14 protein-coding genes and 2 tRNA genes are annotated in these 12,054 nt (G+C 30.9%); 7 read left to right on the top strand and 9 right to left on the bottom strand.

Going from position 1 to position 12,054, the window contains the following annotated elements; translation table 11 throughout:
- Positions 1-3: 3 nt before the first annotated feature.
- Entirely contained in the window at positions 4-771 is a 768-nt protein-coding gene (locus tag DZ65_RS0107135) for a motility protein A (RefSeq protein ID WP_024787954.1), read from the bottom strand.
- A gap of 47 nt (positions 772-818) precedes the next feature.
- On the opposite strand from DZ65_RS0107135, the gene glmU reads away from it, so the two are divergent.
- The 7 genes from glmU (at position 819) to truA (ending at position 7,084) form a co-directional block, all read left to right on the top strand.
- The gene (glmU, locus tag DZ65_RS0107130) at positions 819-2,120 is read left to right on the top strand and encodes a bifunctional UDP-N-acetylglucosamine diphosphorylase/glucosamine-1-phosphate N-acetyltransferase GlmU (RefSeq protein ID WP_024791439.1); all 1,302 of its coding nucleotides are present in this window, start codon (positions 819-821) and stop codon (positions 2,118-2,120) included.
- Entirely contained in the window at positions 2,117-3,259 is a 1,143-nt protein-coding gene (gene coaBC, locus DZ65_RS0107125; RefSeq protein ID WP_024787952.1) for a bifunctional phosphopantothenoylcysteine decarboxylase/phosphopantothenate--cysteine ligase CoaBC, read from the top strand. The genes glmU and coaBC overlap by 4 nt, the downstream gene beginning before the upstream one ends.
- Positions 3,240-3,917: a hypothetical protein gene (locus tag DZ65_RS0107120; protein WP_024787951.1), complete on the top strand. Its 678-nt coding sequence runs from the start codon at positions 3,240-3,242 to the stop codon at positions 3,915-3,917. The genes coaBC and DZ65_RS0107120 overlap by 20 nt, the downstream gene beginning before the upstream one ends.
- A 3-nt stretch (positions 3,918-3,920) precedes the next feature.
- On the top strand, positions 3,921-4,583 hold the full coding sequence (locus tag DZ65_RS0107115) for a di-trans,poly-cis-decaprenylcistransferase (RefSeq protein WP_024791438.1): 663 nt from the start codon (positions 3,921-3,923) through the stop codon (positions 4,581-4,583).
- Between the two features lie 74 nt (positions 4,584-4,657).
- Positions 4,658-5,407, top strand: a complete 750-nt coding sequence (locus tag DZ65_RS0107110; protein WP_024787950.1) for an A24 family peptidase — start codon at positions 4,658-4,660, stop codon at positions 5,405-5,407.
- Complete coding sequence (locus DZ65_RS0107105; RefSeq protein WP_024791437.1) at positions 5,400-6,371, top strand: LptF/LptG family permease; 972 nt, start codon at positions 5,400-5,402, stop codon at positions 6,369-6,371. The genes DZ65_RS0107110 and DZ65_RS0107105 overlap by 8 nt, the downstream gene beginning before the upstream one ends.
- Positions 6,368-7,084 (top strand): tRNA pseudouridine(38-40) synthase TruA, encoded by a 717-nt coding sequence (gene truA, locus DZ65_RS0107100; protein WP_236617369.1) that lies wholly within the window; start codon positions 6,368-6,370, stop codon positions 7,082-7,084. Before DZ65_RS0107105 ends, truA begins: the two co-directional genes overlap by 4 nt.
- A 104-nt stretch (positions 7,085-7,188) precedes the next feature.
- Here the strand turns inward: truA and DZ65_RS0107095 are convergent.
- The 8 genes from DZ65_RS0107095 to DZ65_RS0107060 all read right to left on the bottom strand — a co-directional run bounded on the left by DZ65_RS0107095 (position 7,189) and on the right by DZ65_RS0107060 (position 12,042).
- Positions 7,189-7,265 (bottom strand) — tRNA-Met (locus DZ65_RS0107095).
- A gap of 4 nt (positions 7,266-7,269) precedes the next feature.
- Positions 7,270-7,344, bottom strand: a tRNA-Gln gene (locus DZ65_RS0107090).
- Positions 7,345-7,414: 70 nt separating this feature from the next.
- Positions 7,415-8,041, bottom strand: a complete 627-nt coding sequence (locus DZ65_RS0107085; RefSeq protein WP_051428203.1) for a ThiF family adenylyltransferase — start codon at positions 8,039-8,041, stop codon at positions 7,415-7,417.
- Positions 8,034-9,194, bottom strand: a complete 1,161-nt coding sequence (gene folP, locus DZ65_RS0107080) for a dihydropteroate synthase (RefSeq protein ID WP_024791435.1) — start codon at positions 9,192-9,194, stop codon at positions 8,034-8,036. The genes DZ65_RS0107085 and folP overlap by 8 nt, the downstream gene beginning before the upstream one ends.
- A complete protein-coding gene (locus DZ65_RS0107075) occupies positions 9,194-9,739 on the bottom strand; it encodes a DNA polymerase III subunit delta' (protein WP_024787946.1) in 546 nt (181 codons plus the stop codon). The genes folP and DZ65_RS0107075 overlap by 1 nt, the downstream gene beginning before the upstream one ends.
- Positions 9,736-10,269: a HobA family DNA replication regulator gene (locus DZ65_RS0107070; protein WP_051428201.1), complete on the bottom strand. Its 534-nt coding sequence runs from the start codon at positions 10,267-10,269 to the stop codon at positions 9,736-9,738. The genes DZ65_RS0107075 and DZ65_RS0107070 overlap by 4 nt, the downstream gene beginning before the upstream one ends.
- A complete protein-coding gene (locus DZ65_RS0107065; protein ID WP_024790940.1) occupies positions 10,269-11,477 on the bottom strand; it encodes an aspartate kinase in 1,209 nt (402 codons plus the stop codon). The genes DZ65_RS0107070 and DZ65_RS0107065 overlap by 1 nt, the downstream gene beginning before the upstream one ends.
- Positions 11,478-11,583: 106 nt before the next feature.
- Positions 11,584-12,042 (bottom strand): RNA pyrophosphohydrolase, encoded by a 459-nt coding sequence (locus tag DZ65_RS0107060; protein WP_024787943.1) that lies wholly within the window; start codon positions 12,040-12,042, stop codon positions 11,584-11,586.
- Between the last annotated feature and the right edge of the window lie 12 nt (positions 12,043-12,054).

The following is a 12,054-nucleotide window of genomic DNA, read 5'->3' as shown; positions in this document are numbered from 1 at the left end:
TTCCTATTCGAATTGGGATTTTCTTTTAGAAGGCGGCAAAAAGCTTAAAAGTTTTGCTTCAAGTGTTCTTGGATTGTCACCCGCCTGAATAGACATAATACCTTCAAGTATCATGGTCTTTGCAAGCATTTCGTCATCATTTCTCAAAGAAAGTTTGCTGGCAATAGGATTTCCGAAAATATTACCTATCATAGCACCGTAAAGTGTGGTAAGTAATGCAACCGCCATAGCCGGACCGATTGATGAAGGGTCGGACATGTTAAGCAGCATGGCGACAAGTCCCACCAATGTTCCAAGCATACCGAAGCCTCCGGCGAGACCTGCCCATGTAGAAAAAATGGAAGCCATTTTTTTATGTCTTTCTTCCATCTGCTCCATTTCTATTTCCAAAAGTTCTCTGATTGTATCGGGCTCGTTACCGTCTACCGCCATTGAAAGGCCTTTTTTTAAGAATTCGTCTTCTTCGTTATTGGCTGCGCTCTCAAGTGAAAGAATTCCGTCTCTTCTTGCCTGAGTTGCATAATCTACAAGTTTTTTTATTAATTCTTCATAATTGGGCTGATAATTAGGTTTTATGGCTATCATGAAAACTTTTAAAAATTTTGTCATCATATCCATTTTATAACTGACCATAAGAGCCATTATTGAACCGAGAATAACAATTAACACTGATTGAGGGTCAATATAAGCCCCTACACCCACACCGAGTGCCATAGCGGCAATAAGAAGACCAAGAGCGCCAACCATTCCAATAACAGTAGCCAAATCCATCAAAATAGCCTTTTTTGCTATAATTATAACAAAAAAAAGGTAAACATATGTCAAGTGTCATTATTTTGGCAGCGGGCAGGGGAACCCGTATGAAAAGTGCGATTCCAAAAGTACTTCATACATTATGCAACAAAGCAATGATTGAATTTGTAATTGAAGAATCTCTTAAAATATCGGGAAATGTAAATATAATACTTTATCATCAGTTTGAAAATGTTAAAAAAACAATAGAAAATTATCCGATTAATATAATAAAACAGGATTTAAAAAATTATCCAGGAACCGGAGGAGCGCTGTTTTCCTTAATGGATAATGGAAAATTAAAAATTGAAAATGACAAAATTTTTATTTTAAACGGTGATATGCCTTTAATTGAAGCAAATGAACTTAAAAAATTTGAGAGTATTGATGCCGATATCGTAATGAGCGTTATGAAATTAAATAATCCTTTTGGATACGGAAGGGTGTTGATAGAAAATTCAAATGTAAAAAAAATAATAGAAGAAAAAGACACAAATGAAAACGAACTTAAAATCCCTTACGTAAATGCCGGAATTTATCTGATAAAAAAAGAAATTTTAGAAAAATATCTTCCTAAATTAAACAATAAAAATGCTCAAAATGAATATTATTTAACTGATATTATAGAAATGGCTGTAAAAGATGGATTAAATGTAAAAGCAATTGAAGTTAATGAAGAAGATTTTAAAGGCATTAATACAAAAAAAGATTTGGCGGAAGCCGAAAAAATAATTTGTAACAGAATAAAAAATTTTTGGATGAAAAACGGTGTTATTATGCACTTGCCAGAGACAATTTTTATAGATGCATATTCTTCTTTTGAAGGGGAATGTGAAATATGGCCAAACTGTGTAATTAAAAAAAGCGTAATTATTGAAAGTGAAATCCGTCCAGGCAGTGTAATTGAAGATGCTGTTATAAAAAATTCCGGTATCGGTCCGATGGCGAGAATAAGGCCTAAAAGCGAGCTTATTGATACCCACATAGGGAATTTCGTGGAAGTAAAAGCAAGTAAATTAAATAAAATAAAAGCGGGACACCTTAGTTATTTAGGAGACAGTGAAATAGAAGAAGGTACAAATATAGGGGCCGGAACAATTACCTGTAATTATGATGGAAAAAATAAATATAAAACAAAAATAGGGAAAAATGTTTTTGTAGGAAGCGATACACAGTTAATTGCACCTCTTACAATAGAAGAAGATGTAATAATAGCAGCAGGAAGCACAGTAAACAAGGATATTCCAAAAGGAAGCCTTGCAATCAGCAGAACCCCTTTAAAAATAGTAAAGAATTTTTATTATAAATTTTTCGGGGAAAACAGATGAACGTATTGATAGGGGTTACAGGAAGCATTGCAATATATAAAACATGCGAGCTTATAAGGCTTTTTATAAAAAATAAAGATAATGTAAGAATTGTAATGACAGACGCCGCAGGTAAATTTGTAACTCCTCTTACATTTGAAACACTTACAAGAAACAGGGTTTTAACAAGCAAAAATGAAGACTGGGCAAATGATATTAACCATATTAATTATGCAAAATGGGCTGACATATACATTATAGCCCCCGCCAGTGCAAATACAATAAATAAAGCGGCAAACGGCATCGCCGACAATCTGCTTTTACAGACGTACCTTGCCACAAAAGCCCCCACTCTTTTTGCACCAAGCGCAAATACAAACATGTATTTACATCCCACTACACAAAAAAATTTTAAAAAATTAAACATAATCGAAGCCAATTCCGGTCTTCTAGCCTGTGGAGACGAGGGAATAGGTAAGATGGCCGAACCGGAAGAGATATTTTTACGGGCACTGAGGGAAATAAACAAGCAAGAAATTTGGAAAAACAAAAAAGTTGTTGTAACCGCCGGAGGAAGTAGGGAAAAAATAGACGATGTAAGATTTATAAGTAATTTTTCAAGCGGGAAAATGGGGGAAGCCCTGGCAAAAGCATTTTATATAAAAGGCGCCGATGTAACACTGATTTCTAGTAAAGACCATAATCTTACCAAAGAAATTCAACAGATAAAAGTTGAGAGCGCAAAAGATTATTTAGAAGCAATCTTAAAGGAAAATCCTGATTATTTAATAATGGCAGCCGCAATAGTGGATTATATGTCGGTTTATAAAAAAGGAAAATTAAAAAAAGAGAAAATAGGTAATGAATTTGTTTTAAAATTACATAAAAACATTGATATCCTTGAACATTTAAAAGAAAAAAAATTTAAAAAAATAGGCTTTAAAGCCGAATTTGATGAAAAAAATGCCCTTAAATACGCAAAAAACGCGTTAAATAAAAAAAATTTAGATGCAATATGTCTGAATTTACTTTCAAAAAACAGTTTCGGAAGCGATGAAAACGAAATAATTTTTATCACAAAAGATAAAGAAATTTTATTTCCTCAGGAGAGTAAAGAAAAAATTGCCTTAAAGCTTGCTGATGCCGTTAAATCTCTCTAAAATAGGTAAAATTTTAAAAACCATAAACAGACTCGAAGGCATTAAAGAATTTAATGCTACTTTGCCGGTACAAATCGATATAAAAAAACAATTAAATCCCATAAAATATTTAATAAAACTCGGTAACCGTGAAATTCAAACCAAAAGTTATATACCGTTAAAAGTGGGTAATAAATATCTTGCAGAAATAAAAGAAGGCAGATATTCGATAAAAATTTCCAATCTTAAAGAATATCCCAGAATTTTAAATATTTTAAAAAAAATAAATTTTACAAAAAATTTTTTAGCCCCTGATAAAAAAGAAATAATGAGCCATTTGGCAAATGCGAATAATAAAAACGAATTTATATTCTGGATGAATATATTAATGGCTTTTAATCAAAAAATATATCATATAATTATAAATGATAAAAAAAAAGCTCTTATGCAGCTTAAATATAAAAAAAACACGTTAAAATTTTATGCTGTATTTGAACATCTGGGGGAAATAGAAGGGTTTTTATTTGAAAACAGCTTAAAACTTTTTTGTGAATTTGATTCAACAATAAATTTAATAAATTTATATAAAAAAGAGCTGCCTTTTTCGGTAGAAGTTGTTAAAAAAGAGATAAAACCGATATATGATTTTAGTGAAAATTTAATAAATTTAAAGGCTTAATATATGCATCTTGCAATAATAATGGACGGAAACGGAAGATGGGCAAAAAAAAGAGGCCTTAAAAGAGTTGAGGGTCATAAAAAAGGGGCAGAAGTTGTAAAGGAAATAACAGCTTACTGCGCAAACAGTCCCGAAATTAAAATTTTAACATTATATGCTTTTTCTACGGAAAACTGGAAAAGACCGAAAATGGAAACAGATTTTCTAATGAAACTTCTTGAAAACTGGTTAAAAAAAGAACTTGAGACATATATAAAAAACGATGTAAAATTTGAAGTTATCGGTGATATATCAAAATTTTTCCCTAAACTCAGAAAAAGAATCGAATACACAAAAGAAACTACCAAAAACAATAAAAGACTGACACAGGTTTTGGCCTTAAATTACGGAGGCAGGGACGAAATTACAAGGGCTGTTAAAAAAATAATTAAAAAAAACGAAGAAATCACCCAGGAAAATATCCAAAAAAACCTTGATATAAATGAAGATGTGGATTTATTAATAAGAACCAGCGGAGAAATCAGGGTCAGTAATTTTTTACTTTGGCAGATTGCCTACGCAGAAATGTTTTTTACCCCTACTTTGTGGCCTGATTTTACAAGCAGGGAATTAGAACAAATTTTAAACAATTTTAAAAAAAGGCAAAGAAGATTTGGGGGAATATAAAACAGTGGGTAGTGGGTAGTGAGTAGTGAAAAGTTAAAAGTGGGGAATGAAAAATATAAAACGGAGAATGAAAAATGGATAATTTGATAATTTATATAACAATTTTTGTAATAGGTATTTGTATCGGTAGTTTTTTAAATGTTGTTATTTACAGAGTCCCTAAAGGGAAAAACATCGCATATCCCCCAAGCCATTGCCCAAAATGCGGGGAAAAGCTTAAGCCCTGGCATAATATACCTATTATCAGTTATTTTTTATTAAAAGGAAAATGTGCTTACTGCAGCGAAAAAATTTCTCTGCGTTATCCCATAATAGAATTAATGACGGGTATTTTGGCTATTATAATATATAAAAAAATAGGCTTGGATATTTATTCATTTATTATATTTATAATTTTCACTCTTTTTTTAGCTTTGAGCATGATTGATTTTGATTATAAAGCTGTACCGGACAGTTTAAATCTTTTGGCGTTAACACTTTCATTTTTTTCAACCCCCGATATTATTGAAAATTTTAAAAATGCTTTAATATTAATGGGCGGAATGAGTTTAATAAGATATTATGTCTCATTTTTTATAAAAAGAGAGGCCATGGGCGAAGGGGATATAATTCTGGCTGGAAGCATGGGAGGGCTTCTTGGAATTAAACTTTCGCTTTTTGCAATATTTATAGCAGCATTAATTGCTATTTTTCCATCTCTTTACAACAGAATTTTCAAAAAAGATTTAGAGCTTCCTTTTATACCTTTTTTGGCACTTGGCACTTTTATCGTATGGTGTTTTAATGATTATTTTATAAATTTATGGAGTAGATTGTATGGATAAACTTCAAAAATATATATTAAAAAATTTTTTTAATATATTTATAAATATATTTTTGATTTTATTTCTGATTACTTCTATTATTGTAATAATTTCCATTTCAAATGTTACAGCCTCGATACATATAACATTTTTAGAACTTTCCAAAATGTATTTTTTATCTTTAACAAAAATATTGACTGTAACTTTATCCATCTCTTTTTTCATGGCTTCTGTAATGACATACTCCAATTTAAGTGATACTCAGGAACTTGTTGCGGTTTTTTCAACCGGTATATCCCCTAAAAAAATCCTTTTCCCCATTATGATAACATCTGTTTTAATTGCGGTTGTTAATTTTTTTATTCTTTTTATTTCTATCCCCTATTCTGATTTGGTTTATAAAAATTTCAAAAATGAAAAAAAACAGGAAGCCAAATTTAATATTCAGACATCTCAAATTTCACAACAGTTTGGAAAATGGAACGCATTTATAGAAAAAAAAGAAAAAAATTTTTATAAAAAAATATATCTTTTCAACCCGAGTGAAAAAAAATTTATAACTTCAAACAGCGCCTCTATAATTAAAGATAAAAATTATTTGATTTTTCAGTTAAAAAACGGCTATATTTATGATATTGATAAAAATCTAACAATAAAATTTAAAACAATGAATATTAATCAAATAATTCCTTATATAAATTTCAATATTTTAGAATATAAAAAATATTTAAAAAAGAATAAAAAACTGTTTTTATTTTACATACCTTTTGCATTAATTCCAATAACACTCTTTTTTTATATACCGCTTTTTGGATTTTTTCATCCAAGATTGCATAAAAACCATTCACTTATTTATTCTATTTTATTATTAGTAATATATTTAATTTTTACAAAAATCACAAATTCGTTTGCAATAAATTTATTAATAATATCGTTATTCTTTTTTTGCGGATTATTTTTTTATTTAAAGGATAAAAAATTTTGATTAAGGCGGTTATTGCCTATGACGGCAGCGAATTTTACGGTATGCAGATTCAAAATAATAAAAAAACCGTTCAGGGCGAAATATTAAAAGCATTGAAAAAATTAAATATAGACACTAAAATTTTTCATTCCGGCAGAACCGATAAGGGTGTCCATGCATTGAATCAGGTAATTTCCTTTGAAACCCCTGATTTCTGGAACTTAAACAAACTAAAAAAATCTTTGAACAATATTTTGTATCCTTATATTTATTTTAAAAAAATTGAAACTGCACCTTTGGATTTTCATCCGAGATTCAGTGCAAAACAGAGAAGTTACAGATATTTAATTACAAAAAAATTTACACCTTTTAATGCAAAATATACACTGTTTTATAATAAACCCGTAAATTTAAATAAAATAAACAAAACTTTAAAACTTTTAACAGGCAGGCACGATTTTGAGTATTTTGCAAAAACCGGAAGCGATGTTAATCATTATATAAGGGAAATTTATGAAGCAAAAGCATTTGAATATAAAAATTTATATGTATTCAAAATCAGAGGAAACGGATTTTTAAGAGGACAAATCAGAATAATTATGGATTTTATCTTAAAAATTAACGAAGAAAAACTAACTATAAAAGATTTAAAAAAACAGTTAAACAAAGAAAAATTAATTTCCAAACACTTGGCGAGTCCAACCGGCTTATATTTAGAAAGAATATGGTATTGATATAAATTAGAAATTAAAAATTAAAAATGTAAAATGAAAAGTAAAAAAATAATAAAATTAATCAATTGCAATATTAGTGACAGACACTTTATAAGTTTAATTTTTGGTTGCGGGGGGAGGATTTGAACCTCCGACCTTCGGGTTATGAGCCCGACGAGCTACCAGACTGCTCTACCCCGCGCCGTTGGCTGGGCTGGGAGGATTCGAACCTCCGAATGCAGGAGTCAAAGTCCTGTGCCTTACCGCTTGGCGACAGCCCATTATTTTTGGGTGATGAAATTATATATAAAAACTTTCTAAAAATCAAGGGTTTTAGGCTAATTTTAAATATTAAAATTTAAATTTTTTTATTTCCAAATCTTTACTGAAATCTATATAATATAAAATTTCTTCTTTAAGCTCGCCTATTAAATATTTTACACCAATCATCGCTTCTATACTGGCGGCCAGGCTTACCATCGGAGGAATTTGTCCTTTGGGGGAAAGTCTTTTTGTTGCAAAAGTGTTAAAATCTGTTTTTTTAAAAAAACCCACCTGGGCATAATATTCATCCACGCTCGTATATACCCATGGAATGGAGTTTTTTTTGGAAAATTTATCAATTTCTTCTCTTGCTTCAAAATTATCTGTTGCATCAAAAACCAAATCCACATCAAAATTCATATCGCTTGAAAATTTATTTTCTACAATTTTTATTTTGGTATCGCATCTTTTTATTTTTTCGCCCAAAACTCTGGCTTTGTTTTTTCCTAAATCATTTTTTGTAAACTGAATCTGTCTGTGGATATTATGAATTTCTATTTTGTCAAAATCAACAATGATAATACTTTCAAGCCCTATACAGCTGATAATAGTGGCCAAAGCATTTCCAAGCCCTCCGGCCCCGACTATTAAAATTTTTTTATTTTCAAGCAGTTTTTGTTTACTCCCAAGAAGTTCTATCTGCCTTCTAAACATCAAATCCCTTAATGGCATCATAAACTTTTAAAGCCTGAAAATGCTCTTTTACATCATGACACCTGATAATACTTGCCCCGTTTCTAAACGCTTCTTGATGAATTGCCAAAGTACCGGGCAGTCTTTCAGAAGGAGTAGTTGAAATACCATATTTTTTCATAATCATATCTATCATAGATTTTCTGCTTGCCCCTATCAAAAGCTCATATCCAAAATGCAAAAAATGCTCCAAATGCTTAATTAACGCAAGATTATCTTCAAGTCTTTTGCCAAAGCCTATTCCAACATCCAAAATTACATTTTTTATTCCAAAATTTTTTGCTTTTGCAATTCTTTGTTCAAAAAATTCGTCGATTTCCAAAATTACATTTTCATAAAATGGATTTTTCTGCATATCTTTTGGAATTCCTTTTTTATGCATAATAATAACATCGGCATTATATTTTGCCGCAACCTCGGCATATTCGTCGCTTTCAAGGCCGGTAATATCATTTGCTATTTTAAAACCGCGCTCAAGTGCATATTCCAAAACTTTGGATTCAAATGTATCTATACTGAAAACAGCTTTTTCATATAATTTATGTTTATAAATTTCATCAATAATTGGGGAGACCCTCTTTAATTCTTCTTCCACCCCGGGATAAACACTTCCAGGTCTGGATGAAACTCCGCCTAAATCAATTATATCCGCACCTTCGTCAATCATTTTTTTAATCTGCTTAAGCGCTTCGCTTCCTTTGAATCTGCTGCCTTCAAAAAAAGAATCTTCATTTGCATTAATAACCCCCATAATTTTTAAAGGAAATTTAGGAAGGTTTACAAAATTTTTAAGCTGTTTTGCCAAATCTTTCAATCCAAACGGCTGAGTGAGCTCTTTTTTGGAAAGTGTAATTAAATGTTTTTCATTACATAACAAAAGCGCATCAAAATATTTGTTTTTGCAGCTTGGAGCCCCTATGGGAACGGCAAGTTCGGCACCAATGCTTAAAGCGTCCTGTTTTAGAATATTTGCGGCGGCACAATTTATGTTTTTAATATAAAAAACATAAACAGAACGCTTTTTTTTCATTATTTCAATTCCGATTTTGTCCACTCCCATTTTTTGCATAACTTCAGCCAAATCAATATCGCTGTTTAATTTATAAATTTTCATTATTTTCCTTTGAAATAAAGCATTATATAAGCCAAAACCGCTTTTTTTTCAATATTCAATTCAAGCATTTTTATAGCATTGCTTAAAACATTCAGCTCTTTTTTTAAATTTTTTTTATTAATCAAATCATAACAAATTGCTTTAATTTCATCTTTATTTAAATCTTTTTGCAATAAATCGAAAATCAAATCATTATTTATTTTACTTAAATCAACATTTACATCTGTTACATTTTTAAAAATTTTATATTCGATGGGAAGCCTTGATTTTATAGTCTCAAGCAATGAATATTTTGATGTCACGGCCAGTATAAACGCAGTATTTGGAGGAGGTTCTTCAAGTATTTTCAAAAGAGCGTTTTGAGAAATTAAATTATATTTTTTTGCGGCAATTAAAATGGTTTTTTCATTTTTGCTTGTAAGATAGGAAATTTCTTTAAGCTCTTTTACATTTTCAACTTTAAATTCATCTGTTATAATCTTTTCATCATATTTAATTTCATTTATACATTTTTCCAAATCGTTTGTAACGATTATTTTATTCAAAGTTCAACCTCACCGAAAATAACCGCTTTTAAGGTTTCATTCAATAAATCCGTTAAATGTAAAAGTTTTAAATCAAGATTTTCATCGATAGATTTTAAAAAGAAGTTTTTATGCAAATCCATATCCATTATCCAGAAAAAAGAATTTTCTTTGCGCCTTGCAAATTTAAGCATCGGAGTTTCAACTCCGATATACCAGAAAATATAATTTTCATTAAAAGTAATATTCAGCATATCCTCTATTAAATCAAAATGCTCGTTCGTTTTTGCATATTCTATTTGGGGTATAAAGGAAATCAGGTCAAAAAAAGGAATAAAAGACGGCTTAAAATCCTGAAAATTATTTATTTTCTGGAGAATATAATCTCTAAGCCATTTTCTTTTGTAATCGGTTATAATTAAAACACATTTTCCTTCAATCACCTGAGAAAGAAATTCACTGATTAAAGGAATCCATTCCAGCCTTTTTTCTTCCATCCATTTTAAGTTTTTTTCTCTTATATATTTTAAAGTAAACTCGTTTAAATCCATTATTTATCCAAATTATAAGCTTTGTGTAAACTTCTGACAGCCAATTCTCCGTATTTTTCATCTATTATCATAGAAATTTTAATTTCACTCGTAGAAATCATTAATATATTTATATTTTCATCCGCCAAGGTTTTAAATGCTGTTGCCGCCACGCCGCTGTGGGATTTCATACCTACCCCGACAATACTTACTTTTGCAATATCCCTGTCATATTCCATTGCTTCAGCTTTTTGCTCATATTCTCCCAATACTTTTTTGGTAAGCTCAAGTTCGGTTTCAGGTACTGTAAAAGTTAAATTTGCTTTATTGTCTTTTCCGACATTTTGAATAATCATATCCACATTTATATTTTTATCAGCTAATTTTGAAAATATTTCGGCACTGATGCCTGGTCTGTCCTCCACTCCAAAAATACTGACTCTCGCCTGATTTTTATCAAGCGCTATCCCACTTACCAAAACTTTTTCCATTTCAGGTGTCTCCTTTGTAATTAATGTTCCTTTAATTTCCGGATTGAAACTTGATTTAACTTCTATATCGACTCCTAATTTTTTTGCAAGTTCCACTGAACGTGACTGCATTACTTTAGCCCCCAAACTTGCAAGCTCAAGCATTTCGTCATAAGTTATCATATTTATTTTTTTAGCTTTTGGCTCTATTCTCGGATCAGTAGTATAAATACCGTCCACATCGGTGTAAATTTCACATTTATCCGCTTTTAACGCCCCTGCAATTGCCACAGCCGTTAAATCGCTTCCCCCTCTTCCCAGGGTTGTAACATCACCTTCCTCGCTTATACCCTGAAAACCGGCTACAATTACTATTTTACCTTCTTTTAAATGTTTTTGCATTTTCCCCGGATTAATATCCATAATTCTGGCTTTTGTGTGGTCTTTTGTTGTTTTAATTCCGGCCTGCCTTCCTGTCAGGGCAATAGCATCCATTCCAATTGACTGCAATGCAATTGAAAGAAGTGCACTCGTAACCCTTTCTCCTGAGCTGACCAGTAAATCCATTTCTCTTTGAGGAGGCGTTTTGGAAAAATAAGAGGCATAATCAATTAATTTATTAGTTTCCCCTGCCATTGCAGAAACCACAACCACAACATCATTTCCCTCATTTTTTGTTTTTTTTACAATATTTGCAACATTTTTAATCCTGTCCAAATCACCTACGCTCGTTCCGCCAAATTTCTGAACAATTAACATTAAACTCCTTTTTTTTAATTACACATAGCACTTGGTACTTGGCTTCTTGGCAACTATTAACATTCTCTACTCACTACTCACTATTCACCACTCACTACTCACTATTTTATATATATCCCAATTTTTTAAAAAAATTCAAAACTATTTTATAAACAGGCCTTTTAAAGGATTTAACATAATTAAAAATTTTATTTACAGGTACAAATTTATAATCTTCAAACTCCGGATGAGCTGTATTTAAATTAATTTTTGCACCTCTTTTAAGTTTTACCAAAAAATATCTTTGTCTTTGTCCGTCATACGGATACATTTTTTTAGCAATAATTTTGGGAAATTCATATGTCTGCCATTCAGGCATTTTTGCAAGAATCTCTACTTCATCGGTTCCTATTTCCTCTTTTAGCTCTCTTAAAAGGGCTTCTTCTTCACTTTCGCCTTCATCAATACCACCCTGTGGAAACTGCCAGGCGTCAACATCGTTTCTTTTGGCTATTAAAACTTCCACTTTTTCGGGATAATTCGGAGATAAAATTACTGCGGCGACATTTGGTCGGTATTTTTTCAATTTACAGCCTTT

Origin of the sequence: Lebetimonas sp. JS032 (genome assembly GCF_000523315.1) — a bacterium.
GTDB lineage: Bacteria > Campylobacterota > Campylobacteria > Campylobacterales > Nautiliaceae > Lebetimonas.
Note: the sequence above shows the minus strand (reverse complement) of the source record. Positions and strands in the feature narration are given on the sequence as shown.

What these genes read in the sequence shown, in the direction of transcription:
- DZ65_RS0107135 (WP_024787954.1), bottom strand. Translation starts at nt 771, where the DNA reads ATGGATTTGGCTACTGTTATTGGAATGGTTGGCGCTCTTGGTCTTCTT.
- glmU (WP_024791439.1), top strand. Translation starts at nt 819, where the DNA reads ATGTCAAGTGTCATTATTTTGGCAGCGGGCAGGGGAACCCGTATGAAA.
- coaBC (WP_024787952.1), top strand. Translation starts at nt 2,117, where the DNA reads ATGAACGTATTGATAGGGGTTACAGGAAGCATTGCAATATATAAAACA.
- DZ65_RS0107120 (WP_024787951.1), top strand. Translation starts at nt 3,240, where the DNA reads ATGCCGTTAAATCTCTCTAAAATAGGTAAAATTTTAAAAACCATAAAC.
- DZ65_RS0107115 (WP_024791438.1), top strand. Translation starts at nt 3,921, where the DNA reads ATGCATCTTGCAATAATAATGGACGGAAACGGAAGATGGGCAAAAAAA.
- DZ65_RS0107110 (WP_024787950.1), top strand. Translation starts at nt 4,658, where the DNA reads ATGGATAATTTGATAATTTATATAACAATTTTTGTAATAGGTATTTGT.
- DZ65_RS0107105 (WP_024791437.1), top strand. Translation starts at nt 5,400, where the DNA reads ATGGATAAACTTCAAAAATATATATTAAAAAATTTTTTTAATATATTT.
- DZ65_RS0107085 (WP_051428203.1), bottom strand. Translation starts at nt 8,041, where the DNA reads ATGTTTAGAAGGCAGATAGAACTTCTTGGGAGTAAACAAAAACTGCTT.
- folP (WP_024791435.1), bottom strand. Translation starts at nt 9,194, where the DNA reads ATGAAAATTTATAAATTAAACAGCGATATTGATTTGGCTGAAGTTATG.
- DZ65_RS0107070 (WP_051428201.1), bottom strand. Translation starts at nt 10,269, where the DNA reads ATGGATTTAAACGAGTTTACTTTAAAATATATAAGAGAAAAAAACTTA.
- DZ65_RS0107065 (WP_024790940.1), bottom strand. Translation starts at nt 11,477, where the DNA reads ATGTTAATTGTTCAGAAATTTGGCGGAACGAGCGTAGGTGATTTGGAC.